The sequence below is a fragment of the Rothia sp. P7208 genome (assembly GCF_048512915.1).
Classification (GTDB): domain Bacteria; phylum Actinomycetota; class Actinomycetes; order Actinomycetales; family Micrococcaceae; genus Rothia.
The window spans coordinates 40,015-65,827 of sequence record NZ_JBLXXW010000006.1; the positions used below are offsets into that span (position 1 = coordinate 40,015).

At 46.1% G+C, this 25,813-nt stretch carries 20 protein-coding genes; 16 read left to right on the top strand and 4 right to left on the bottom strand.

All coding sequences use genetic code 11. The features are described from left to right. Nucleotides 1-75 precede the first annotated feature (75 nt). The gene (locus ACN084_RS06550) at nucleotides 76-2,091 is read right to left on the bottom strand and encodes an AMP-dependent synthetase/ligase (protein WP_419106292.1); all 2,016 of its coding nucleotides are present in this window, start codon (nucleotides 2,089-2,091) and stop codon (nucleotides 76-78) included. Next, a complete protein-coding gene (locus ACN084_RS06555) occupies nucleotides 2,088-2,894 on the bottom strand; it encodes an alpha/beta hydrolase (RefSeq protein ID WP_419106293.1) in 807 nt (268 codons plus the stop codon). Before ACN084_RS06555 ends, ACN084_RS06550 begins: the two co-directional genes overlap by 4 nt. Before the next feature lie 193 nt (nucleotides 2,895-3,087). On the opposite strand from ACN084_RS06555, the gene ACN084_RS06560 reads away from it, so the two are divergent. After that, nucleotides 3,088-3,846 (top strand): lysophospholipid acyltransferase family protein, encoded by a 759-nt coding sequence (locus tag ACN084_RS06560; RefSeq protein WP_419106294.1) that lies wholly within the window; start codon nucleotides 3,088-3,090, stop codon nucleotides 3,844-3,846. 203 nt (nucleotides 3,847-4,049) lie between these two features. After that, on the top strand, nucleotides 4,050-5,423 hold the full coding sequence (locus ACN084_RS06565; protein ID WP_419106295.1) for a class II 3-deoxy-7-phosphoheptulonate synthase: 1,374 nt from the start codon (nucleotides 4,050-4,052) through the stop codon (nucleotides 5,421-5,423). Nucleotides 5,424-5,526: 103 nt separating this feature from the next. On the opposite strand, the gene ACN084_RS06570 is transcribed toward ACN084_RS06565, so the two are convergent. Next, on the bottom strand, nucleotides 5,527-6,948 hold the full coding sequence (locus ACN084_RS06570) for a serine/threonine protein kinase (RefSeq protein WP_419106296.1): 1,422 nt from the start codon (nucleotides 6,946-6,948) through the stop codon (nucleotides 5,527-5,529). A 125-nt stretch (nucleotides 6,949-7,073) separates the two neighbouring features. Here ACN084_RS06570 and ACN084_RS06575 point away from each other — a divergent pair, with 125 nt between their 5' ends. After that, nucleotides 7,074-7,445 carry an Rv2175c family DNA-binding protein gene (locus ACN084_RS06575; RefSeq protein ID WP_419106297.1) on the top strand — a complete coding sequence of 124 codons (372 nt, stop codon included), beginning with the start codon at nucleotides 7,074-7,076 and terminating at the stop codon, nucleotides 7,443-7,445. 132 nt (nucleotides 7,446-7,577) lie between these two features. Here the strand turns inward: ACN084_RS06575 and ACN084_RS06580 are convergent, their stop codons facing one another. Continuing rightward, nucleotides 7,578-8,705 (bottom strand): polyprenyl synthetase family protein, encoded by a 1,128-nt coding sequence (locus tag ACN084_RS06580; RefSeq protein ID WP_419106298.1) that lies wholly within the window; start codon nucleotides 8,703-8,705, stop codon nucleotides 7,578-7,580. Between the two features lie 171 nt (nucleotides 8,706-8,876). Here ACN084_RS06580 and dinB point away from each other — a divergent pair, with 171 nt between their 5' ends. The 13 genes from dinB to murC all read left to right on the top strand — a co-directional run bounded on the left by dinB (nucleotide 8,877) and on the right by murC (nucleotide 25,813). Beyond that, complete coding sequence (gene dinB / locus ACN084_RS06585) at nucleotides 8,877-10,136, top strand: DNA polymerase IV (RefSeq protein WP_419101897.1); 1,260 nt, start codon at nucleotides 8,877-8,879, stop codon at nucleotides 10,134-10,136. A 147-nt stretch (nucleotides 10,137-10,283) separates the two neighbouring features. Next, complete coding sequence (locus ACN084_RS06590) at nucleotides 10,284-10,664, top strand: DUF3040 domain-containing protein (protein WP_419101896.1); 381 nt, start codon at nucleotides 10,284-10,286, stop codon at nucleotides 10,662-10,664. 278 nt (nucleotides 10,665-10,942) lie between these two features. Next, entirely contained in the window at nucleotides 10,943-11,377 is a 435-nt protein-coding gene (mraZ, locus tag ACN084_RS06595; RefSeq protein ID WP_419101895.1) for a division/cell wall cluster transcriptional repressor MraZ, read from the top strand. 74 nt (nucleotides 11,378-11,451) lie between these two features. Then, nucleotides 11,452-12,444, top strand: coding sequence for a 16S rRNA (cytosine(1402)-N(4))-methyltransferase RsmH (gene rsmH / locus ACN084_RS06600; protein WP_419101894.1), 993 nt, complete (start codon nucleotides 11,452-11,454; stop codon nucleotides 12,442-12,444). After that, nucleotides 12,445-13,164, top strand: coding sequence for a hypothetical protein (locus ACN084_RS06605; RefSeq protein ID WP_419101893.1), 720 nt, complete (start codon nucleotides 12,445-12,447; stop codon nucleotides 13,162-13,164). It begins immediately after the preceding gene. Between the two features lie 209 nt (nucleotides 13,165-13,373). Beyond that, on the top strand, nucleotides 13,374-15,236 hold the full coding sequence (locus tag ACN084_RS06610) for a peptidoglycan D,D-transpeptidase FtsI family protein (protein ID WP_419101892.1): 1,863 nt from the start codon (nucleotides 13,374-13,376) through the stop codon (nucleotides 15,234-15,236). A gap of 84 nt (nucleotides 15,237-15,320) precedes the next feature. Next, nucleotides 15,321-17,012 (top strand): UDP-N-acetylmuramoyl-L-alanyl-D-glutamate--2,6-diaminopimelate ligase, encoded by a 1,692-nt coding sequence (locus tag ACN084_RS06615; protein ID WP_419106300.1) that lies wholly within the window; start codon nucleotides 15,321-15,323, stop codon nucleotides 17,010-17,012. A 6-nt stretch (nucleotides 17,013-17,018) separates the two neighbouring features. Further along, entirely contained in the window at nucleotides 17,019-18,608 is a 1,590-nt protein-coding gene (locus ACN084_RS06620) for a UDP-N-acetylmuramoyl-tripeptide--D-alanyl-D-alanine ligase (RefSeq protein ID WP_419101890.1), read from the top strand. After that, nucleotides 18,605-19,723 (top strand): phospho-N-acetylmuramoyl-pentapeptide-transferase, encoded by a 1,119-nt coding sequence (gene mraY, locus ACN084_RS06625; protein ID WP_419106301.1) that lies wholly within the window; start codon nucleotides 18,605-18,607, stop codon nucleotides 19,721-19,723. The genes ACN084_RS06620 and mraY overlap by 4 nt, the downstream gene beginning before the upstream one ends. Nucleotides 19,724-19,726: 3 nt before the next feature. After that, the gene (murD, locus tag ACN084_RS06630; protein WP_419106302.1) at nucleotides 19,727-21,268 is read left to right on the top strand and encodes a UDP-N-acetylmuramoyl-L-alanine--D-glutamate ligase; all 1,542 of its coding nucleotides are present in this window, start codon (nucleotides 19,727-19,729) and stop codon (nucleotides 21,266-21,268) included. A 92-nt stretch (nucleotides 21,269-21,360) separates the two neighbouring features. Beyond that, nucleotides 21,361-23,172, top strand: coding sequence for an FtsW/RodA/SpoVE family cell cycle protein (locus ACN084_RS06635; protein WP_419106303.1), 1,812 nt, complete (start codon nucleotides 21,361-21,363; stop codon nucleotides 23,170-23,172). Nucleotides 23,173-23,238: 66 nt separating this feature from the next. Then, the gene (murG, locus tag ACN084_RS06640) at nucleotides 23,239-24,339 is read left to right on the top strand and encodes an undecaprenyldiphospho-muramoylpentapeptide beta-N-acetylglucosaminyltransferase (protein WP_419106304.1); all 1,101 of its coding nucleotides are present in this window, start codon (nucleotides 23,239-23,241) and stop codon (nucleotides 24,337-24,339) included. Then, nucleotides 24,332-25,813 carry a UDP-N-acetylmuramate--L-alanine ligase gene (gene murC / locus ACN084_RS06645; protein WP_419106305.1) on the top strand — a complete coding sequence of 494 codons (1,482 nt, stop codon included), beginning with the start codon at nucleotides 24,332-24,334 and terminating at the stop codon, nucleotides 25,811-25,813. The genes murG and murC overlap by 8 nt, the downstream gene beginning before the upstream one ends.

Consider the following 25,813-nt stretch of genomic DNA (forward strand, 5'->3'; position numbering starts at 1 on the left):
TTAAAAAGCGATGGGTGTTGGCGGTGCCCCTCAGTTAGGGGAATGCCAACACCCATCGTGTCTTACAAGAAAAGACTAATCTTCGGTAGAAGAGTCTTCCTGTCCTGCGCTATGTTTAGGAGTATAGTCCTTAATCTGTTCGCCTAACTCAATGAGCTTATTACCGGTTTCTTGACGGAACTCATCAAGTTTCTCAGCACGCTCAGCACGTTTAGCTTCGGCACGTTCAGCACGTTCTGCGCGGAACTCCTCAAATTTCTTGGATTGTTCGTTAACAGATTCTTTTGTCCTGTTATAAATATCCTCAATATACGAGGCAAAATCATGTGAGACTACGGCACGTTTAATTTTTTGCGAAGGAGTCAGGTGCCCTTCTTCTTCAGTGAAATCACGGTTCATAATACGGAATTCACGAATAGATTCTGCACGCGAAACAAAGGTGTTTGCTTCATCAATGAATTTCTGAATTGCTTCACGAACCTTAGGATTAATCGCAGCATCCGAGATGGACATTTCGCGTGGCAAGCCAAGATGCTCTAGTTCGTCGGGTAAAGCGTCAGGGTCCAAAGTAATCAGTGCCGCAATAAAGGGTTTTTCATCGCCGATAAGCATGGCATTAGAAACGAGTGGGGAAGTACGTAGACGCTCTTCAGCAACTGAAGGAATAACGTTCTTACCGCCAGCTGTCACAATAATTTCTTTTTTACGTCCGACAATCTTAATAAAACCACGCTCATCAATTTGAGCTAAGTCACCACTGCGGAACCATCCGTCCTCAGTGAACGCGATAGCATTCTCTTCAGGATTATCAAGATATCCTGTGATGACACCAACGCCTTTAAGCTCTAGTTCGCCATCTTCAGCAAGGCGAGCAGCACCACCGGGGAGTAACGTCCCAACATTTCCGACTTCAAAATCGCGGGTACGTCCGACACAGATAGGACCGGTGCATTCGGTCAGACCATAACCTTCAATGACCATCACCCCTACAGCATGGAAGAAATGACCCAAACGAGGAGCTAGCGGGCCACCACCAGATACCGCATAGCGAAGGTTGCCACCCATTGCTTTACGTAGCTGAGAATAGACCAAACGATCATAAAAGGCGTACTGCATCGCTAACGTGCGCGAGACTTTTCCTGCGATAGAAGCCTGAGACCACTTAATTGCTACATCAACAGAACGGTGGAAGAGCTTAGCGTTGACCTTCCCACCTTTTTCTGCTTTACGTACTGACGCCTCATAAATCTTCTCAAAAAGGCGCGGTACAACCAACAAAAAGGTTGGTTTAAACGAACCTAAATCAGAGGTGAGGTTTTTGATATTGGAAGAATGTCCGACAACGACGCCAGCATCCAACGCCGTAATCTGAATGATACGCGCCATAACGTGAGCTAAAGGCAAGAACAATACCGTCGAACCACCTGGCTTAGAAACATTTGGTTCACCCACCAAGATATTGGCTGCAACACGCGCAAACATGCCATGAGTTAGAGGACAACTCTTAGGTTTTCCCGTTGTGCCAGACGTATAAATAATTGACGCGATAGAGTCTAAAGTGGCGTAGGAACGGCGCTGTTCAACTACCTCATCACTAATATCTTGGCCTCGACGAACTAGCTCTTTAAGGTCGCCTTGATCAATAACCCACGTATCTTCTAGAACAAGTGGCGCAAACTGTTCACCTTCAGCAACCGTATGTGCAAGCGCCTCCGTCTCTACGAACACTGCTTTTGCCCGCGAATGTGAAAGTGCCCAAGCCGCCTGAGCCGGTGAAGAAGTTTCATAGACAGGAACCGAAACAGCGCCAGCATACCAGATGGCGAAGTCAATCAGCGTCCACTCATATCGGGTGCGGGACATAATCCCGACAGTGTCACCGATTTCGATGCCCGCCGCAATCATACCCTTAGCGAGGTCTACTACTTGTTTTTTAAATTCGGTGGCACGAATAGGCACCCAGTTGCCAGGGGAATACTGAACACGGTAAAGAACAGGGTTCTCACTATGCTGCACTTTACGTTCCAAAATATCGGTAACGTTGAGCTGTGGGTCACAGGTAACAGCTTCTGGTACTGAAACATACTTCATAAGGTAACTTTCTGGCTCAATTCACATGACGTGAGAAAAACAGTAGCATGTTCAAAGATGAACGGTGCATCATAATCAAGAGTTGCCACATGATAGCTATTCTCAAGCTCAATAAACTCTACTGGACAAAGGGCATTTTTGAGAAAATAACGGTGCGAAGCATCTGACACCACATGATCTTGCCGTGAACGAAAATACAAAACTGGTTCAGACAAACTCGGTATCACTGGACGCAACTGCCGACCCAAAAAATGTAACTGCGCCGCAGCAGCAGTAGGAACTCTATCATAAGCACCCTCATCAACACCTTCTACGGCAATATCAGAAGCAATAGAAGACGTACTCGAAATAAAAAACTTCGCATACGGACTCAGCGACAATAACGGCGTCGGATCTACAACATAAGGATTAATAACAATTGTTCCTATCACCGGACGACGAGCAGACTGATAAAGAGCTAACGCCCCACCCATCGACAAACCTGCGATAACAACGTCACAACCTTGAGCACGTAAACGCCAATACGCCCGATCTACCTCCGCCAACCAAGCATGACGAGAAAACCGCGACATATCCTGCCATGACGTGCCATGACCCGGCAGACAAGGAAGTTCCACCGAATATCCCAGACTCATCACATGCTCAGCTAAAGGACGCATACTCCACGGAGAACCCGTAAAACCATGCAATACAAGCACGCCGATAGACTTTTGACCACGAAAAGACATCGGCTGATGGTTGAAAAGACCGGCCAAAACTATATCTCCTGAAAGAGCCCTCATCGGAATGCGAACACCACTCATTATAAGGTCTTTGAACACAATTCACCTTGCACCATGGACACAACTCAGACAAAACACCCAACAGAACCATAAACCTCACCTGTTAGAGTACGACAGTTCTCACACCACACGACAAAACGAGATACAGACAGAACACTAATTAGGTAAACTATGAATGCATGTGACGCTAGTGTAGAGAGGCACACCCACAAGAATGAAGAACACCCAAAGCACCGGTTTATATATGGTTCTCAAAAAAGTTTGTACACCACTTTTAGGACGAATCTACAAACACCGCGTCCAAGGACAAGAAAACCTACCAACCGGGGGCGCCATCCTCGCTAGCAACCACTTAGCGTTTTGCGACTCTCTCTTCATCCCCATGTCCGTACCTCGACAAGTCTTCTTCCTCGCAAAATCTGATTATTTCACCGGAACTGGACTCAAAGGCCGTATCATGCGTTGGTTCTTCAGCGGAGTCGGACAAATCCCCATGGATCGATCCGGCGGAGCTAAAAGCCAAGCTTCTCTCAACCAAGGAATCAAAAAACTACATGAAGGCTGCTACCTAGGTATCTACCCAGAAGGAACAAGAAGCCCTGACGGCAGAGCCTACCGCGCAAAAATTGGTGTTGCAAAACTTGCCCTCAGCGCTCGCGTACCAGTTGTACCTATCGGCCAGATTGGAACAGACCGTGTCCAACCACTTGGAACAAACGCTGTACGCCTCAAAAATGACGATGGCTCTGCTATCACGGTCGAAACTCGTATCGGAAAACCTCTCGACTTTTCCGAATATTGGGACCGCGCCTCCGAACACAAAATTCAGCGTCTCGTTGCCGACCGCATCGTTGAAGCAATTCGAGAGCTCAGCGAACAAGAGTATGTTCCTGTCTATGCAGCAGACGTCAAAGAACGCATGAAGAAACATAATGTAACAGCACAAGAAGCTATTAGTGAGATAATGTCCTAATTTTTTGCAAACTACTCAAGATACCGGTAATGTTCACCAAAATACTCATATCCTTCAGGGGGTATCGAGTCACTTGCTTACCAAGCAGCAGCTACAAAAAATACCGTTCTTATCAACACCAAAGACGATAAGAACTGCATCTTGTAGCACCACCTCATTTTTCTGATACCGCAGAACTTTCGTACTCTCGAAGGAAACCTAATATGTCACTAGAAAACAGCCAACATGGTCAGACACTGAACTCCAACGATCTGCCAAAGCTTGACGAATGGCGCAATCTACACATTGACCAACAACCAACGTGGCATGAACACCCTGAGTATCCTTCCTCCATTCAAGAACTTAGCTCACTTCCGCCTCTCGTGTTTGCCGGTGAAGTGGACCGCCTACGCAGAAGACTAGCGAACGTCGCTGAAGGAAAAGCTTTCTTCTTACAAGGTGGCGACTGCGCTGAAACCTTTAACGATGCCACCGCTGATAAAATCTCAGCACGAGTAAAAACACTTCTACAAATGGCTGTCGTACTCACCTACGGTGCCTCTATGCCCGTCGTCAAAATGGGCCGTATGGCAGGACAATTTTCAAAACCTCGCTCCTCAAACGATGAAACACGCGATGGAGTCACCTTGCCCTCGTTCCGTGGCGAAATGGTTAACGGCTTTGACTTCACGGAAGAAGCTCGTGCTCATGATCCGCGACGCATGGTACGTGGATACCATACCTCCGCATCAACGCTTAACCTTGTCCGAGCTTTTACAACAGGGGGGTTTGCTGACCTTCGTTTAGTCAACCAATGGAATAAAGGTTTTACTGCTAACCCTGCACATGCACGCTATGAATCCTTAGCACGAGAAATTGATCGCGCACTTAAATTCATGGAAGCTTGCGGAGCCGATTTTGAAGCTCTTAAAGCAACCGAAATGTACGTCGGACATGAGGGCTTACTTCTCGACTACGAGCGTGCTATGACACGGATTGATTCACGTACTCAAAACCCATATGACACCTCTGCACACTTCATCTGGATTGGTGAACGAACCCGAGGACTAGACGATGCACACGTTAACTTCCTGTCTAAAGTGCGTAACCCCATCGGTGTTAAGCTTGGGCCAACGACATCTACGGAAGAAGTTCTCCGCCTCATCGACATTCTAGATCCAGAACGTGAACCAGGACGTTTGACCTTTATTACCCGCATGGGGGCGCAGAAGATTCGAGAGAATCTTCCTCCTCTCGTTGAAGCGGTTAAATCTGAAGGCTCAAAGATTGTGTGGGTAACAGACCCCATGCACGGTAACACTATTTCTGTGCCATCAGGATATAAGACAAGACGCTTTAACGATGTTGTCGATGAAGTTCGTGGTTTCTTTGAAGTGCACGAGGCCTTGGGAACATTCCCCGGTGGGCTACATATCGAGATGACAGGCGACGACGTCGCTGAATGTCTGGGAGGCTCAGACCCCGTTGATGAATCAGCGTTCTTAGATAATTATGAGTCTCTCTGCGACCCTCGACTAAACCATCGCCAGTCCCTAGAGATTGCATTCTTAGTCGCAGAATACCTTGCACGACGATAAAGTACCCGTTGAGACTGCTCAAGAATAATTTTTCTAGAGCAGATAGTTAAGGGGCGATAGAAAAATCTATCGCCCCTTAACGTTTAAAACCTTTTAGTGACTCCTATAAAAAATTACCGAGGAGATGCTCATCCCCATGTGCTGTCAAAAATGTATTGAGCTGGGGGATTAACGGGGAATCTAGGAGAATTCTTGCTAGTTGCCATCCTAATAAACTGAAGACGGTAAAGGCGATAATAAAAAGAATGCCTATTCCTAGTTTCATGACGTTAGAAACTCTTGGATTCCAAGGACTTTGGGGCTTACGAGGGTTATGCGGAGGTGGAGTAATAGACTGCTGAGGAAGGGGAGAATACTGAGCGGAAGGTTCAAAATCCTCTCTCGGAAGATGATATTGAGCACTCAGTACGGACGTCCTATCAAAAAGGTTATTTGCTGTATCTCGTACTGAATTGGCAGAATCATCAGTATTTTCGGAGTCTGTATATGGGTCTGTGGGAGGTTCTGTGAATCTTATACTTTTGTCGATGTCTTTAACCGCAGTAGATATGAGGCTCTGAGACTCCTCTAGAGAGTGACCTGCCTCCGTGATATGCGCTACGTCCTCCCATAGGTTTCTACCCATCGGAATATGACTGAACCAACGGTAGTTTAATGCTTCATCTGATAGCTCTGAATGGGTTTGTTGAAGAATCTCAAATAACTCTGTCGCATTTGATGGGCGGAATCTGGGGGGTTTACGGGTACACCATTTAATGATTCCGGAAATGTTTTGATCAAGTTGCGGGGCATATTTGTTAATATCTGGTAGCTCCGTATTAACATTATGGTAGATAATCTGCTGATCATCTGAACACTCTGCGAAGGGGAGTCTGCCACTAAGCATACGGTACATGATAATGCCCAGAGAGAAAATATCTGCTTGAACCCCTACCTCAGCTCCGGGCGTGACAATCTCTGGGGCAACAAATGAGGGTGTACCCATCAGCTCACCTGTCCACGTTTGGTTAGCACGTCGCGTCAAACCAAAATCTGTCAGTTTAATATCCCGATGATCTGCCGAGAGAAGAATATTGCTCGGTTTGAGATCACGATGAATCAAATCGTGTGCATGAACCTCAGAAAGCCCCTCAACTGCTGGCAGAATAATCTCAAACATTTCTGCTGGTGTGAGTACTTTGCGCTGGTTTAACAGATGCTGCAATGTGCAACCGTGCACATAATCAAGGACGAGAAACATGAGCTGATAGCCTTGCTCCTCTTGAACGCCAGAATCAATCACACCCACGACATGTTCATGAGATATATTGCGAAGAGAACGTTCTTCCCTAAAAAATTTTTGCTGCTGTGAGATATCTGAACAAAATCGAGAAGACAAAACCTTAATAGCCACAGGATTATGGGAGAACACGTCCGTGGCATAATAGACCTCTGCCATACCTCCTTCACCGATTTTTCTGCCAAGTTGATAGCGTCGGCTAAAAGTTTTTCCGGTGAGCCATGGGGCAGAACGTGATTTACTCATGTAGCTATACTACTAGGGTCAAAACTGCCGATAGGGTGAAAATATCTTCATTCTTAGCGAATAAAATCTGTTCAGGTGCTCTAAAGCACGGAAAAACTTCTCAATATCTGGCAGACTCATTAACTGTGACTGAAGAAAAAACTACTGCACAGATTTTTGACCTTGTGGGCAATTGGCTCACGATTCCCGATATCGCTGAGTTACTTGATATTAAGGTAACTCGCGTGCACTCTCTTATCGCAGAACGTGCGCTTTTAGCTCTTCGCGATCCCGAAACTCAGGTTCGTAAAGTTCCAGAACTCTTCTTCCGAGAAGAACACGTTTTGGAATCTCTCAAAGGAACGCTTATCGTCCTTCAGGATGCTGGATTCAGCGATGAAGAGGCCATCACTTGGCTATTTACTGAAGATGAATCCCTACCTGGTCGTCCTATTGATGCGTTGCATCAAGGACGTAAAACGGAGATTCGTCGTCGTGCTAGCGCACTAGCATGGTAGCGCCTTATACAACGTAAAAAAACAACAGATTCATTATGCGTATGGTGTGGTTACCGTAGAAGCTACGGTAACCACACCATACTTTTTATGAACCTTGTACCTCATCGCATGATGTACAAAATATATGAGAACTTATGAACGTCGATGCAGCATCTTCGACACAATACTACCTAGTGCAGTGCGAGTGAGCTCATCAACTTTCATGCTTTCTAATGCTGAAAATACTTTGTCTCCCGTATTCTCAATATATTTTTCGACTTCTGAAAGTGCCCCTGAGCGAGTAATGATTGTTCGTAGCTGAGTAATCTCATTATCGTGGAGTTCAGGATTCCCTAATTGTGAGTTAAGTAATTCCCATTGCGCTGGGGAAGCGTTCTTTTCTACAAGGGCGATGAGTACGGTACGTTTTCCTTCTTTGAGGTCATCACCTGCAGGTTTTCCTGTCTCACGTGGCTCTCCAAAAACGCCTAATACATCATCTCGAAGTTGGTATCCTTCTCCTAATGGCAACCCAAAAGAACGGTATTGTTCAAGTAAAGGGTTTGTCTCGGCAGAGGATATGTTAAGTGCGAGCGCACCGCCTAAAGATAAAGGATGCTCGCATGAATATTTTGCAGATTTATAGCGGATAATATTGTGCGCGTATTGTAAAGATTGTTGATAGCCCTGTGACGGTAATACTTCGTTGAAAATGTCGAGATATTGTCCAGCCATTACTTCGGTACGCATCAGATCAAAGATATGTCGGGCTTCAGAACCCCATAGAGCCTTATTTCCGATAGAACTAAACATCATCTCGGACCAAGACAAACATAGGTCGCCAGCGATAATGGCACTAGAGATGCCATAGTTCTCTGAGGAGGTAAGCCACTGTTGTCTTTGGTGTTCATGCTCAAATTTGCGGTGTACTGACGGTAACCCTCTGCGAGTATCTGAACGGTCGATGATGTCATCGTGAATGAGCGCTGCGGTTTGAAATAATTCGATGGCTACGCCTGCTTTAACAATCTCGTCAGAGACTCCAGTAGCTCCTGCTCCGCGATAACCCCAGTAGCTTAGCAGAGCGCGGATTCTTTTTCCGCCTGAACAAAGTCTGCGGATAGCGTTCAAAAGTTCAACTGATTCGGTAGAAATCTTGTGAAGAAGCTGTTCTTGGCTCGTAAAAAACTCTTGCATGTGGTCTTCTACGGCTTGAAGATAAGCTTCTTGTTCTGCGCGGACCTGTTCTGTAATTGTTTGAGTTGGAGGGTTCTGAGCCAATGGTGCTCCTTGAGCATGAGGGGAGTAAACTCTCCCATTTTAGGTGAGGTCTTGAAGGAAAATCTACTGTAATGCAGGAACTCTCGGGGTGTTGATGTGTAGAAGCCACTAAAAGTTATATGCTCTTAGTAGAACTTTATCGAATATATGTTCTAACTGGGTGGTGTTGTTATGTCGGAAAGTCCTTCGAAGATTATTATGCACCTTGATATGGACGCTTTTTTCGTTAACGTTGAGTTGCTTCACCGAAATTGCACAATCGACGCGCCTGTTATCGTGGCGAAAGAAGGCGCTCGCTCTGTTGTGCTCTCTGCGTCATATTCTGCGCGAGCTTATGGTGTGCGTTCAGCAATGCCGCTTCTAAGAGCACGATCTCTTTGCCCGCAGGCTGTCATTATTCCACCGAGTGCAGATTATGCCCAGTATTCTCAGCAGATGCTCAATATCTTGAGAAGTTATAGCTCTCTCGTCGAAAAAATTAGTATCGATGAAGCTTTTGTGGATTTAAGTGGTACTGTGCGAACTTTAGGGCATCCTGTGCATACTGCTCAACAGATGCAACGAAGAATTATGAGTGAATTATCTTTGCCGTGTTCGATAGGGCTAGGTCCTACGAAATTTATTGCCAAAATGGCTTCATCTGCGAGTAAGCCGCATGGATTATGGGTGATTGAGCCTCATCAAGTTCAAGAGTTTTTGGATCCTCTTCCTGTCGAGAAATTATGGGGAGTTGGGTCTAAAACCCAACAGCTATTAGCTGATATTGGGGTGCGTACGGTATCCCAGCTACGGGAGCATTCTCGTTCTTTTCTTATGTCTCGTTTTGGTACCAGTGCCGGTTCTCATCTTTATGATATTGCTCGAGGTATTGACCTTCGAGAGGTAATTCCTGAGCGCCCAACAAAATCGGTGGGTGCAGAATATACCTTTTATCAAGATGTTTCATCCTATGAGCAGGTGCAACAGGAATTACTTAAATTGTCTTTATCTGTCGGTGCTCGACTGCGAAAAATTGGTAAATATGCATCAACTATTTCTATTAAAATTCGTTATGCAGATTTTCAAACGGTCACCCGCTCTACCTCTTTAGAGAGTATTAACTCTGGTCAAAAAATTTATGCTGTTGCTTTAGAGAAAATACGTGAGCTTTCTGTGTTTGATAGTCATGGATTTTCTTATCGAGGGATTCGATTGATTGGTGTTAGAGCGGAGAACCTTCGCGATGTAGAGAAAGGCATTCAATGTTCCCTCTTTGAGACGTTCTCGGGCGAGAATTATTCCGCTGAGTCGATGTTGTGTAGTGGGAATGAGCGCTGGTCTCGTGCAGAAGAAATTATGGATCAGATTCATGAACGTTTTGGGTCTCAAGGTATTATGCCCGCCAAATTATTAGGCCCTTTCCCTCTCTGTGAAAATCATGAGAAATCGTAGGATATATGTGAGAAGAAAATAACCCTAAGTATTCTTGATATATCCATAGCACCATAGGTTATGGTTCTGTATGATGAGGGGAGAGTTTGAGAAAGAGATACTTTGTCTCTTCTATCCCATTGATGACTATGAAGACAGGGGAGCAATATGCCACTTTCGGAACGTGAGCAACAGCTGTTAGCACAGCTTGAACAACAGCTCAATGCGGAAGATCCAAAGTTTGCAAGCTCTATGTCTTCGGCGGACGCTCCACCTGCGGTGACCTATTCTGCTCGGCACGTAGTTCTTGGTGTTTTAATTGCTCTTGTTGGTTTAGGCGTTGTTATAGCAGGCGTTAGTACAAAGCTAATTCTTCTTGGTGTTTTTGGTTGTATCATCACTGGCGTGGGAGTTTATGTTGCAACGTTGAAAAATTCCTCTGGTGTCGGAAAATCTTCTCCGAAGGTTCGTTCTTCTGGCAAAAATACTTCGCGGTTTATGAAAGATTTAGAAGAGAAATGGGATAAGCGTCAAAACGGCGGTCTATAAGTTTTCTCAACAAGTTATTGAGAAAAGCGGCGGTATGGGTATCCATACCGCCGCTTTTGTGTTGAGGCGCTGGGGTGTGTGAGAAAAATGCTGTTGGTGTCGGCTTTGGTGAGTCATGATGCAAAAGAAATGTGAAAACTCTTAAAAACATCGAGAAATGCGGGTATTTGGGTAGACTGGGGAGGAAAGTGGAGTAAAGTGGGGTAAGGCGAAACAACACGGTTGTAGTTTTCATTCTTTAAGCGCATGAAGAAACTAGAGAAATGTGAGGTGTACTAATGTTTCTAGGAACATATACGCCTCGTCTTGACGCTAAAGGGAGGGTTATTCTCCCGGCTCGTTTTAGAGAATCTCTAGCTGACGGACTTGTCCTAACTCGAGGGCAAGAACGTTGCCTCTACGTTTTCCCCTTAGAAGAGTTTCAGCACATTCATGAGCGAATGAGAATGGCCCCTATCTCATCCAAACAGTCTCGTGACTATATTCGTGTATTCCTATCGGGTGCTTCTGATGAAGTTCCCGATAAACAAGGAAGAGTCACTATACCTACCAACTTGCGTGAGTATGCAGGTTTAGGGAAAGAACTAACTGTTATCGGTGCTGGTAGCAGAGCTGAGATTTGGGATTCTCAGGTATGGGAAACCTACCTATCAGAGAAAGAACACGAATTTTCAGCAACGGATGAAGAAGCTTTAGACGGTTTCATTGTATAACTGTCAAAGGTATAGCCACTAAGAACCACCCCACATCATGAAAACGTTATAGGCCATAACGTGAAGGAGCAAAAGTGACTGACGGTGCCGCACTCGGCAAAGAAGCCCATCAGAGGCATATCCCCGTTATGCTTGACCGCTGCCTTGAGCTTCTTGCGCCTGCCATCAGCCGTGATGACGCCTACGCCATTGATGGCACATTGGGGATGGGGGGGCATACCGAAGCAATGCTTGAACGATTCCCCCGGCTAACCGTTATCGGTATCGACCGTGACCTTGAAGCTCACCGTATCGCGGGAAAACGGCTTGAACGTTTTGGTTCAAGGTTTAAACCCGTCCATGCGGTATACGATGAAATTCCAGATGTTCTTTCATCTCTAGGGCTGAGCTCCGTTGATGGCATACTTTTTGACCTTGGCGTTTCTTCTATGCAATTAGATGAACGTGAGCGAGGTTTTGCTTATTCTTATGACGCGCCACTTGATATGCGTATGGACTCTACTGAAGAACTGACTGCTGAACGTATTGTCAACGAATATTCTGTTGACGATTTGCGTCGTATCATTCGTTCTTGGGGAGAAGAAAAATTTGCATCACGTATTGCTGCAGAGATTGTTAAAACACGACAAGAACAACCTTTAACAACGACAGGGGAGCTTGTTAATGCGATTCAGCGTGCTGTTCCTGTTGCTGCTCAACGTCAAGGTGGACACCCCGCAAAAAGAACATTTCAAGCTCTACGTATCGAAGTTAATCATGAGCTAGATGCTCTCTCTCGTGCAATCCCTTCAGCTATCGAGGCGTTGAATCTTGGTGGGCGTCTTGTTGCGATGAGCTATCACAGTTTAGAAGACCAACTGGTCAAAAAGGCAATGGTCGCAAAAGCGACTTCTAGCGCACCTAAAGGTTTTCCGGTTGAACTTGAAGAGCATCGACCGGAGCTAAAAATTATTACTCGTGGGGCAGAACCGCCGAGTGAACAAGAAATTAGTGAAAATTCGAGAGCAGCTAGTGCAAAGCTAAGAGCTGCTGAAAAGATTAAGATGCGTCAGGGAGGAGGACGATAAATGAGCGCTGAACCTCAATTCCCTCGTCGAGGGCGGAGCATGAAAAAATCTTCATCAAAACGTCATTTACGTCTTGTCTCTGATTCTGTACCAGCGGACTCTCCTAAATCCCGACCAGCGTTGGTGCCCGGTGCTGCACCTAAAAACCGGAGAATGCTGATTATTCTGGGATTCCTTGCTATTCCTTTCGCTCTTGGCATCATCCTATGGCTTAATATTCTTACTGCTCAAGGACAATACGAACTCTTAGATCTTCGAGCGCAGGAGAAGAGCCTGATCGAAAAGAATGAGGCGCTCGTCCAAGAAATTGAATACGATAAAGCTCCTCAAGATTTGGCTGTGCGGGCCTCTCAACTAGGGCTTGTTGCCACAGACGTGACAACAACACTAAACCTACAAACAGGACAGCTTAGTGGAACTCCTACTCCTGCTACAAAAGTTGAAGGTCAAGAATATCGTAAAAACTTGATTAGTCCACCTGCCTTGTACGACACTGAAGCATACGCTAAAGCGAGCGAACGAGCTGCTGAACAGCTTAAAAAAGAGCGTGCAGAACAGAAACGTAAAGAAGATGCCGCACGCCAGAAGAAAGAAACTGAACAAAAAGCTCAGCATCAACAATCTGAACAACAGGGTGATTCTCCTCCTTCTTCAGCGCCATCACAACAGCCTGGCTTGAACACCTCTTTACTGCAGCCTGCGCCAGATACAAACCACTAATAGCTGGAATGTGCCGTCTTCGTATATACCGGATAGAGGTTTTTAGTGATATTGCTTGTCAGTAGGAGATTATCCAAAGATTCTACGTGTTATTAAGTAGGGCAAATACTTTTCGCGTGAACTTGAGAGTGCTGCGGAAAAATAGGTATGGTGTTAGCCGGCTATCGTAATGCTAAGACCAGAGGTTGAGAAAGTTTAAGGGAAACGCGATGAACGAAAAAGAAACTGGGAAACCTGCACCTAGTTCGCGCCCGATAGAACGTCGGGCAATCGGGCGTCGTGCCTTTTTAGCAAGTGCTATCGGTACTGCTGGACTGGGACTCTTCAGCGCTCGTCTCTTATACCTTCAAGGATTTGATCCTAACGGTATTGCGGCAAAGGCGAAAGAACGACGAATTCGAACACAAGAAATTCCGGCTTTAAGAGGTCAGATTCTTGATATTAACGGAAATATCCTTGCTCGAACCGTTCAACGTTACACTGTTGTTGTTGATCAAAGTGCTGTTGCGCCATTCCGTCGTTATATTAAAGGCGATAAAGACCAGAATAAGACGGAGCTGGTTACTCCCAGTCAGCTAGTGTACGAGTTAGCTGATCTGCTGAAAATGTCAGACTCAGATGTTAAAGCTGCACTTGACGGTGATAGAAAATATTCGGTTGTTAAAGATAACGTCACGCCAGAGGTGTATAACGCTGTTAGCGATTTAGGCGCAACATTTGTCTATGGAAAAGTCACTTCTGAGCGCCTGTATCCTAATGGTGCAGTAGGTGGCTCTGTCGTTGGACGCTTCCAGATGGTTGAAGCTAAAGTTGAAGGTTCGGATGAGGTTGAACTCCAAAATAACTCCGTAGGAATAGAACGCGTATATGGAGAAACCCTCGCCGGAAAAAATGGAGAACGTAGCTTCGAAATCAGTGCAACTGGGGTACGTATTCCCGTTGGGGATGAGCATAACGTTCCCGCCGTCAACGGAAAAAATGTTCGTCTGACTATCAACCAAGATATTCAATATTTTGCACAACAAGTCGTTAAAGCACGTGCCGACGAGCTTAAAGCCGAATGGGCAACAGCCGTTGTTATGAAGGTATCAGACGGGTCAATTCTGGCTTTAGCAGACTCTAGCACCATGGATCCGGGGTCACAGAAATTTACCTATGCAGATATGAACCCTCGAGCCATTACCCAAGCGACTGAACCAGGATCCACTGAAAAAATTCTTACATCAACAGCTTTACTTGAGATGGGGTTGGTCACCCCAACAACGGTATTTGATGTACCTGCTGAACTCGTAATCGACGGGCAGACCATTACCGACGCGTTTGAACATCCTCCCCAGAGACGCACATTCTCTGGTATCATCACCGATTCTATGAATACCGGAACTGTTCTTGCGGGAAAGAAAATGACTCCTGAACAACGTTATGACTGGCTGAAGAAATATGGTTTGGGTGAATATACGGGAATTGAGCTAACCGGCGAAAATCAAGGAATCGTAGCCTCTTGGAAAGATTGGGATGTCCGCCAACAATACACCGTACTCTTTGGTCAAGGTGTTGCTCAAACGCCTCTACAAACAGCCATGATTTACCAAACCGTTGGTAACTTAGGCATCAAACTTAAACCACGAATTGTTGATGCTATTATCGATGCGGACGGTACAGAAGAAGTCATACCTGTTGAACCTGGTACACGAATTATCTCAGAAAAGACAGCGCGTACTACTTTATCTCTAATGGAAAATGTGGTTCTCCAAAACGCAAAAGGCGCTCAAATTGCAGGATATCGTGTTGGCGGAAAAACAGGTACTGCAGAGGCACCGAGTGAAACCAAAGCAGGGTACGACGGTTACACCACTTCTTTTGTGGGGGTAGCCCCCCTAGAAAATCCACAATTTTTGGTAAGCGTAACGATTCAGCGTCCAGATGCTAACGCATATAACGTTGGTCTTGCTGGTGCTGCTACACAGTTTTCTCAAATTATGGAGAAAGTACTGAGCACTTATAATGTTCCATACTCGGTAAGTGAGCCTGTAGAAATACCAAAATTTGCTGAAAAAGACGGAGAGGGATAAAACTCGATAAGGTAAAAGAGTCTTTAATTCACGAAAATTCCAGCAACCTTATAAAATAAGAGCATTATGAAAGCGCAGAATACTATGAGCACCGAGGAACCAACCGATCACGGAACGGCTCAGAGCCTCCGTCCGCATAATATCGTCGGTCGCTCCGCACAAGAGCTGGTGGATTACCTCATACGTGCTGGACACTCGGTACAGTTACTCACTGATACACCACATATCACCGGAATCACCATGGACTCTCGAGAAGTCCAAAAAGGAGACCTTTACGTCGCTATTGCTGGAGCTCAAACTCACGGCGCAAACTTTGTTGATACAGCAATCAACCAAGGAGCCTCCGCAGTACTCACTGATGCTCAGGGGCTGGAAATCTTTAATACAAAAAATCTGCCGCCACTCCAAGATTTTGAGTTAGGGCTCATCAGCTGTGAAGAACCACGGTCACTCATTGGCCCTCTATCCGGATACATCTACCAATCTCAACCCCAAGATGGCAGCGCCCCAACTCTCTTTGCGGTAACCGGAACGAATGGGAAGACCACCACAACATATATGGTGAACTCCATCATGCAAAGCCTCGGAAACACGACTGGGCTCATCGGAACTATCGAGATTCTTGCAGGCCAAGAATCCATTCCTTCAAAACTCACCACACCAGAATCTCCACACGTACACTCACTGATTGCACTGATGAGAGAACGTGGCATTAGCGCAACTTCTATGGAAGTCTCCTCCCACGCTCTAGACTACCGCCGTGTAGACGGTATCCGATACGACGTATCAGGATTTACCAACCTGACTCAAGATCACCTTGATTTACACGGAGATATGGAAAGCTACTGCGCCTCTAAAGCAGAGCTCTTCACCCCAGAACGTTCAGCTAGAGCCGTCATTACTGTTGACGACTCTTGGGGCAAGACCATCTACCAAAAAGCCTGCCAAGACATGGGCACAGAACACGTCGTCGCCCTGTACACCAACACCGGGGCCGGATACAAACAAACACCCACCTGGCTTAACCCACAGGACTGGGCACTTCTTAACGTAGAACGTTACGGCACCGGACACCGCTTCACCGTTGTTCGGGCAGACGGCACCCAACTGCACTTACAAACACAACTACCAGCAGACTTCAACGTATCGAATGCATCCCTAGCTGCAGTGATGGTTTACGAATCAGGGCAGAACTTCGCAGAACTAACACACGCTTTGGAACAGCCACAGACCCTCACACCTGTGGTGCCAGGACGCATGCAACTTATCGGCAATGCACCCACCGCAATCGTCGACTTTGCTCATAACCCTGACGCGCTCAAACGAGCATTAGAAGCCATCCGACCTGCCAACGAAAAAGGGCGAGTTATTGTTGTCTTTGGGGCGACCGGCGACCGCGACCAAACAAAACGCCCCATCATGGGTAGTATCGCTGCACAATACGCAGATATCGTCATCGTCACCGACGATGACCCACACTCCGAAGACCCAACACCTATTCGTCAAGCTGTTGTTCACGGCGCTGAACAAGAAAAAGCGCGAGGCGCTCGCGTTGAGCAGATACTTAACATATCTCCTCGTGCAGAGGCTATTGACCGCGCATTTTCTTTGGCTCAAGAATACGATTCAGTACTTGTAGCTGGCCGTGGACACGAAACTGCACAAGATATTGCCGGTGTTGATATCGAACTTGACGATAGGGTAGAAGTAGCTCGCGCGCTTAACCACTATGGGTACAGCGTACTCGCTGAGTATCAGCTGATGTTGGAGGCATAAACATATATGATTACGTTAACCGTGGCAGAGATTGCTCAGGCAACCGGCGGTTCCTTAGAAGGAATTTCTGCAGAAGCTGCTCATCAGATAACTTGTAATTTTGCAACAACTGATTCTCGTGAAGTACGCGAAGGTACGCTCTTTCTTGCTAAGCCTGGGGAAAAAACAGATGGACATCTTTTCGTTCCCTCAGCTTTTAGTGCTGGTGCGAGCTTAGCGCTAGTAGACCATCTCGTCTCGAAAGAAGATGGCAGCTATTACCCACAAGTTCGCGTGAACGATGTTGTGTTGGCAATGGGAAGCTTAGCTCAATTCTGCATCGAGAAAATGCGCAAAAATGCTGAGCTGACAGTTATTGGTATCACCGGATCTGCCGGTAAAACAACGACCAAAGACCTCCTCTCCAATATTTTTGCTACAGCAGGAGAAACTGTTGCTCCGATTGGCTCCTACAACGGAGAAGTCGGTGTCCCGCTGACCATTTTCCGAGCCGATGAGAATACCCGTTACTTAGTAATTGAGATGGGGGCTGATGGTCTTGGACATATTAGATACTTAGCGAATATCGTTCAACCTGACCACGGTGTCATACTCAAGGTCGGTACAGCTCATGCCGGAGAGTTCGGTGGCGTTGAAAACATCGAAAAAACTAAAGGTGAACTTGCCGAAGGCGTTAAACTGAGCCTTTGCCTCAATGATGATGACTACCGTGTTCGCCGTATGGTTTCACGTGCTATAACTCCAGTAACCTATTTTGGTATCGGTGCAAAGAACGAACAGGACGATCGACACTACGAACGTGTATATGCACAAGACGTCCGAACAAGTCATGACGGATGCCCAGAATTCACGATAGTCTTCCCTAATAATGCCTCCTACGAAGTGTGCTCACAACTTATCGGAGAGCACCACGTATATAACCTTCTCGCCGCCGCTAGCGTCGCATATCAGGCTGGAATCTCGACAGAGACTATTGCACAAGTACTTAACACTTCTAAAGCTATCTCACGTTGGCGTATGCAACGTACTGACCGTTCCGATGGAATTACCGTTATTAACGACGCCTATAACGCAAATCCTGAATCGATGGTGGCGGCTTTACGTGCTTTGGCTCAGCTAGGACGCACCCAACAACGACGCACATGGGCTATTCTTGGCCCCATGCTTGAACTTGGCGAGGTTTCTGTTGAAGAACACGATAAGCTCGGACGCTACGCGGTGCGTATGAACATTTCTAAGATTGTAGCCGTCGGCGATATCGCCCAACCTATTTATAACGCCGCGCACCTTGAAGGTTCGTGGGGGGAGGAAGCAACGTGGGTTGCTACTACAGACGAGGCATACCAGCTCATTAGCCAAGAAGCTAAGCCAGAAGATATTTTATTGTTCAAATCTTCTCATGCTGCTGGGCTCGGAAAACTTGGTGAGCGTGTAGCAACTGTTGAAAAGCTACTCAGTGAAGAACGTGACACGAACGCCACACAATGGTTGAGTGCCGGTGAGCCCTCACAACAGGTAAACTCAGATTTTGATATTCAGAACATTACCGAAAACACTTTTGTGCAGAACAAGCCGGAAGGCAACACCACAGCATGATTCCCATTCTTTTAGCTGCAACTTTTGGATTGACGATTTCAATTTTCGGCACTCCAATACTCATCAAATATTTAAGCCGTCATAGTTATGGCCAATTTATTCGGGAAGAAGGCCCCGCATCACATCAGAAGAAGCTGGGTACTCCCACAATGGGTGGACTGGTCATGATGTTAGCAACGGCTTTAGGATTCTTCCTTTCACTGTTTATTACAGCAGCATTTTTCAAAGCTTCTTGGATTCCTTCTGCCTCCGTACTTTTGGCTTTATTCTTGATGCTAGGAATGGCTGGAATCGGGCTGATTGACGATGCTCGAAAAATCTATAAGAAAGATTCTGAGGGTCTTAAACCTCGTGAGAAGTTTATTCTTCAGGGTCTAGTAGGAACAATTTTTACAGGTTTAGTTCTACTTTTCCCGAATGCTCAAGGGCGTACCCCTGCATCTAGTGCTATTTCTATTACAAGAGATACCGCTTTTGACTTTTTGACCTTTGGCCCAATAATTGGGATACTTCTTTTCCTGCTTTGGGGCAATCTGATTATTACCGGTACGAGTAACGCGGTGAACCTTACCGATGGTTTAGACGGTTTGGCGACAGGTGTTTCTATTCTGGTGTTTTCTGGATATTTAATGATTTCTCTATGGCAAACTCAGCACCTTTGTGCTGGCGCTGCAGGAGAGTCTGTCTGCTATGAAGTCCGTGACCCTCAGCAGCTGGCGATGCTTGCTGCTGCACTGATTGGTTCACTAGTTGGGTTCTTATGGTGGAATACTTCTCCCGCCTCAATCTTTATGGGAGATACTGGCGCTCTAGGCCTTGGCGGGGCGTTAGCAGCTTTTGCCATTTTGACAAGAACCGAATTGCTCCTTGTGCTCTTAGCAGGGCTATTCGTCACTATTACCGTGACCGTCATGATGCAGCTGACCTACTTTAAACTGACAAATGGGAAACGTATTTTCCGTATGACTCCCTTACAACACCATTTTGAGCTGGGGGGGTGGCCTGAAATTCAGGTGGTTATTCGTTTTTGGATTGTAGCTGGAATCTTCGTGATGCTTGGTCTTGGTGTCTTTTATGGTGACTGGCTCATGGGACATGGGGGGATTGTAAACTAAGTTATGCGTGCAACGAACGAGAATCCTATTTATTCATCCTCACGTCTTGAAAGCCTCACCAGCTGGGATGCCTCGTGGGAGGGGCTACGTGTTGTTGTTGCGGGACTTGGTGTTTCAGGTTTTTCTGCTGCTGACACTCTGATTGAGCTTGGTGCAGAAGTATTAGTGATTGATAATGCTGATACTGAAGAAAATCGTTCAAAAGTCCAGACTCTTAAAATTGTTGGTCTATCTGATGCCCTTTTGTCCGATGACGCAATGGATCATTTACCTCTCGTTAACGGGCAACTTCCTGAACTTATTGTGACAAGCCCAGGGTTGCGTCCTCAGCTTGGCTTATTCGTAGAAGCTCAAGAACATGGTGTGCAGGTATGGGGCGATGTTGAACTTGCTTGGCGTTTGAACACTCGTCGAGGAAGAAAAACCCCGCAATGGTTATGTATTACCGGCACTAACGGTAAGACAACTACGGTAGGAATGACCGAATCTATTCTTCAGCAGGCAGGGTATCGTGCGGTTGCTGTTGGCAACGTTGGCATACCGATTCTCGATGCTTTGAGAGATCCCGTAGAATACGATTATTTTGCGGTAGAGCTATCTAGTTTCCAGCTGCATTGGTCGTACTCGATGTCTCCTCTTGCTTCTGTTGTGCTCAACGTTGCTGAGGACCATGTTGACTGGCATGAAGGATACGAAAATTATCTTGCTGATAAGGCACGTATCTATGAAAATACGCAGGTAGCGTGTATTTTCCATGCCGAGCATCAGAATATTATTCGTATGGTTGAAGAAGCTGACGTTCGTGAGGGTTGCCGTGCTATTGGCTTCCACGCAAATTCTCCGGCACTTTCTATGTTAGGTGTTGTTGAAGGATTACTCGTCGACCGTGCTTTTACTGAAAATCGTCAGCATGAGGCATTAGAACTTGCTGAGGTTGCTGATACGGGTGCGCTTCCGACAAAGCACACTGTCGAAAATGCTTTAGCTGCTGCGGCGTTGTGTCGTGCTGCTGGTGTGCCCCCTGAAGCCGTAAAACGTGGTTTGAAAAGTTTCGAACCAGGCGCTCACCGTATTCAACCTGTTGCTCACACACACTCAGTGTTGTGGGTTAATGATTCAAAAGCCACAAATCCTCATGCGGCCCATGCTTCTCTTAGCTCCTTTGACTCTGTTATTTGGATTGCTGGGGGACTCTCAAAGGGTGTTAACTATGAAGAAATAGTACGTTCTCATGTGCACCGGCTTAAAGCTGTTATTATCATTGGCACTGATACGCTCTCGTTACGTGATGCATTGTCCAAGCATGCTCCCAGCGTTCCACTCTATAATGTCACTGATGAGTTGGAAGAATCTGCTAGTGGTGCTCACATCATGTCTTGTGCCGTTGCTAAAGCCTATGAAATAGCATCAGAAAAAGACACCGTACTTATGGCTCCTGCAGCTGCTTCGATGGATCAATTTAAATCCTATGCAGATCGTGGTGACTGTTTCATTGAGGCAGTTACACAACTGGTAGAAAAACTTAGCTCAACAGAGAACGAATAAATCTGATAGATGTAAGATTGACTTTCTTGCCGAATTGGATGTGAAGACACGAACCCTAGCGATGATTGGTTGCTAGGTGAAGGGACAATAGTTTGAGCACGACAACTCCAGAACATTCTTCTGGTGCTTCAGAACCTTTATCAGAGCAGACGCGTAGAAGCTTTCGTAAACGTTTAGCCGCCTGGTATGTGGGTGTTCGTGGACGGGCTGAGAACTCTTCGATTAGTGATGTAGCCTTATTACTTTTTTTGATTGCCGTGGGGCTGACTCTCTTTGGCATCATGATGGTTCTCTCTGCTTCTAGCGTTGAAGCAATTGCTGCTCAGCTGTCACCTTTTAGCCAAGCAGTACGCCAAGCATTCTTTGGTGCTATTGGTTTTATTGCCCTGGGTATTTTTTCTTATCTTCCGGTGACGCTCTATCGTCGTGGCTGGATACTTCATGCCTTATTGGCCGTTATGACCGTTATCCAGCTTTTTACCTCTCAATTTGGTAAGGAAATCGGTGGTAACCGTAACTGGTTGAATATTGGTTTCATTCAAATTCAGCCTTCTGAGCTGGCAAAGATTGTTTTCGTGATGTGGATGGCGTGGACTCTATCCCAACGGAGACTTTCTGAGGAAGGTTCTAAATCACCTTTTCCGATGAAAGTTCTTTGGGGGCTTCCACTTATCGGTGCGATTACTTTAGGTAAAGATATTGGTACTGTCATTGTATATGCCATTATTTTCTTGGGTATGTTGTGGTTTTCGGGAATTACATCCAAATCTTTTGCGACTCTCTTAGGTATTTTTGCCGTTGCCGGCGTTGCTTCAGTTTTAATAAGTTCAAATCGTCTGCAACGCATTTTAGGGCTTTTCGGTAAATGCCAAGGATCGATTTGTGATCAGTCTGATGCTGGTTTAGCAGCTTTAACCACTGGCGGTTTTTGGGGCGTCGGATTAGGTCGTTCACGACAGAAATATAATTATCTTCCAGAAGCTCATAATGACTATATCTTTGCTGTTATTGGTGAAGAGCTGGGATTGGTCGGTACATTACTCACTATCATTTTGTACCTTGGGCTAATTTACTGTTGTGTACGTATTATGCTCCGCAGTGCTGATCGTTTTGTCATTCTTGCTACGGGTGGAATTATGCTGTGGTTGATTAGTCAAGCGACGATTAACATTGCCATGGTGACGGGAATTCTTCCGGTAATTGGTATTCCTCTACCTTTCATATCCTATGGCGGATCATCTTTAGTGACCTCATTGTTAGCAGTAGGCATCTTGATTGCTTTTGCACGGCAGAGTCCGTTGCTTTCGATTACTGCTGGTCATGAGCAACTCTTTTCTACTAAATCACACGAAAAGGATGCTCGACGTCGTGCACGTTTGGGAAGAATTGTTCGTGAAGAGGAACGTCAGCTTCGCCAGCCCTTGGCTCCAATATCAGAACGGTATGAGAAATTTTTACCGGTATTAGGTTTCTTTGGTCTAGGACCCGCCGTGGCACCAGCAACTTCACCTCGTCGAGGTTCAGGAAGTTCTTCGCGTCCATCACCACAACGGACTCAACGGCGTCGCCCTCACAATGCGTCTACTCCTCAGCGTAGAAGAGGTCCCCAGAATGAGTCATCTCCTCGGAATGAACGTCCTCCTACCTCTCGGAATAAGAGAGATAGACCTCTAAGACAAGGTGTTCCTGACGGTAACGGTAGGGGAGAAAGACCTCCTCATCGAAGAGAATCGGCTGAACAATTGCGTCGTAGAGAACAACGGCATAGTACTCGGGCCGTTTCTCGAGGTAAGGGCCGGTATGAGTCTCCAGAAAACTTACGACGTACCGCTTCACGTATGGGCGGGAAGCGTGAAGCTTTGAGACCAGAACAGCGTCGTAGAAGAACACCTCGAGAAGAATAATCTTTGGGTTGTGAACGGATCCGGCGTAGAATTGAAGTTCACATAAATTGAACGGAGACTTAACTCATGACGATAAGCCCCTCCATCGTGTTGGCAGGTGGTGGAACTGCCGGGCATATTAACCCTATGTTGGCTATTGCTCGGGAAGTTACTCGACAAGCACCTGACGCAAAAATTCTTATGGTAGGCACCGAGGACGGTCTGGAAGCAGATATTGTTCCTAAAGCTGGATATAAGATAGATTTCATTTCTCGAGCTCCTTTTCCTCGTCGGCCTAATATTGCGGCAGTGAAGTTTCCTTGGAAATTTATGCAGGGGATTCAAAAAGCTCGTCAGATTCTAGTTTCTTCGGAAGCTGATGTCGTCGTTGGTGTTGGCGGGTATGTTTGCCCTCCCATGTATATTGCTGCGCGCTTGTTGTCTATACCTGTTGTGATTCATGAGGCTAACGCAAAACCAGGGATGGCAAACGTTTTTGGTGCGAAGCGAGCTGCTTTTGTCGGAACAGCTTTTGCTGATACTCAGATTGCGCAGGGGCAACATGTTGGTATGCCGATGCGTGAGAATATTGAGTCTCTTGATCGTGAGTCTTTGCGAGAAGAAGCTCGAAAGCGTTTAGGACTTGACCCATCCTTGCCGACTTTAGTTGTAACGGGTGGTTCGTTGGGTGCTAAGAGTCTTAACAATACTATTGAGCAGATTCTTCCTAAGTTACCTCAGTGGAATTTTCAGATTTTGCATATTACGGGGCGTGAGAAGTCACTAAAAACTCCTGAGGGTATGCTCAGACAAACACCACATTATGTGCAACGAGAGTTTATTACCAGCATGGAAGATGTGTATGCTGCTGCTGATCTTTTAGTTGTTCGTTCAGGAGCAGCTACAGTCAGTGAGGTCGCTGCTGTTGGGCTTCCTGCAATTTTTGTTCCGTTGCCTATCGGTAATGGGGAACAAGAGATTAATGCTCGGTCTTTGATTCAAGCAGATGCCGGTATTCTTGTTCACGATGCAGATTTTACTGCTTCGTGGTTTGTAGATCATGTTCCTGCATTATTGGCAGATACGAATAGACTCCGTGAAATGTCAGAAAAATCCTATGCTCAAGGAATCCGTAATGCGGCTTCTACCATGGCAACTGAAGTACTAAAGGCGGCACAGCATGACTAATAATTTGATGAATCTTCAGCTAGAACTCCCTCATCCGTTAACTCCTCCTTTCCCAGAGCGTTTATCTTTGGGCTCTTTGGGTAAAGTTCATTTTGTCGGTATCGGCGGAGCTGGTATGTCTGCCATTGCTCGTCTTATGGTTCAGGCTGGCGTGAATGTTTCTGGTTCTGACCGCGCTGAATCATCGGCTACGGATAGTTTGAGAGAACTAGGTATTGAGATTTCTACTCCACAATCAGCTGAAAATATTGTGGGCGTAGATACTGTTGTGGTTTCTACCGCGATTACGGCTGATAATCCAGAACTTGTGAAAGCTCGAGAACTAGGGCTTCGCGTACTTCATCGTTCTGAAGCATTAGCTGCCACGATGGACACTTCTCGTGTTATTGCGGTGGCTGGAACCCATGGGAAAACAACCACAAGTTCGATGATTTCTGTGACGTTGGGTGCTTTGGGTGCTGATCCTTCTTTTGCGGTTGGTTCTACAATTGCTGGATATGATACGAATGCTCGTTTGAGTTCTTGCCAACAGGGTTCGTGGTTTGTTGCTGAAGCTGATGAATCGGACGGCTCTTTTGTTCGTTACCGTCCTGAGATTGCTGTAGTTACTAACGTCGAACCTGACCATATCGATTTTTATGGAACGGCGGATAAGGTGCATGAGGCTTTTGCCCGGTTCGTTGGTTCTATGCCTGACGATGGTGTTCTTATCGCCTGTATTGATGATGCAGGAGCTAGAGATTTAGCGTCGCGTACAAGTGACGCTGGTTATTCTGTGATTACTTATGGTGAGTCTGAGGATGCTCATGTCCGTCTTTCTGAAACTACCAGTGACGGTGTTGTTTGTTCTTCTCAGGTGACATGGGATTTTACGGTCGGAGAGCAGGAGTACCAAGGCACTGGACAGCTCGTATTGAATGTGCCGGGTAAACACAACCAGCTTAATGCTTTAGCTGCTTTTACGTGTGGTATTTTGGCTGGTTATGATGCTGATTCCAGTCTTAAATCGGTTACTCAATTTCAGGGTACTGACCGTCGTTTTACTCTGCGTGGAGTGATTAACGATATTAGAGTTTTTGATGATTATGCGCATCATCCTACGGAAGTTTTGCGTGCGTTAGAGGCCGGACGAACAGTTGCTGCTGGACATAGTCTTTACGTGCTTTTTCAGCCTCATCTGTTTTCTCGTACTCAAGAGTTTGCTAAAGAATTTGCGCAGGCATTATCAACTGCTGACCGCTCATATGTTTTAGATATTTATCCGGCTCGGGAACTTCCGATTGAGGGAGTTACTAGTGAACTGATTACTGAGGCTGGTTTCTCTGAAGTTCATTATGCTCAGCCTGAAGAGGCTTTGGAGCAGATTCTTTCTCAAGCTCGCCCTGGAGACGTTATTATGACGGTAGGTGCTGGTGATGTGACTTCTTATGGGCCAGAGCTTGTTGAGCGTCTTTTAAAGCGTGCGAAAGTATAG